Genomic DNA, 227 nt, shown 5'->3' with positions numbered 1-227 from the left:
GGGCGACGTTGATGCCCTTGCCGCCCGCCCGTTCCTGCGCGTCCTCGACGCGGTGGGAGGTGCGGGGCCGCAGGCTGTCGACGCTCCAGGTGGCGTCGAGCGCGGCGTTGAGGGTGACGGTGAGGATCATCGGTCGGTCCCTCCCGTCCGGCCCTCGGCCACGGGGTGTCCGGCGGCCACCCGGGCCTCGGGGTGCTCGGCGGCCACCCGGGCCACGGGGTGTCCGG

The 227-nt window shown here is 77.1% G+C and carries 1 pseudogene; it reads right to left on the bottom strand.

The features are described from left to right. A pseudogene (locus tag VR45_RS45500) lies at positions 1-130 on the bottom strand (1-phosphofructokinase); the annotation flags it as partial. Positions 131-227 lie beyond the last annotated feature (97 nt).

This window comes from Streptomyces sp. NRRL S-495, assembly GCF_000966955.1.
Lineage (GTDB): Bacteria > Actinomycetota > Actinomycetes > Streptomycetales > Streptomycetaceae > Kitasatospora > Kitasatospora purpeofusca.
This window is presented reverse-complemented; position numbering and strand designations above follow the sequence as displayed.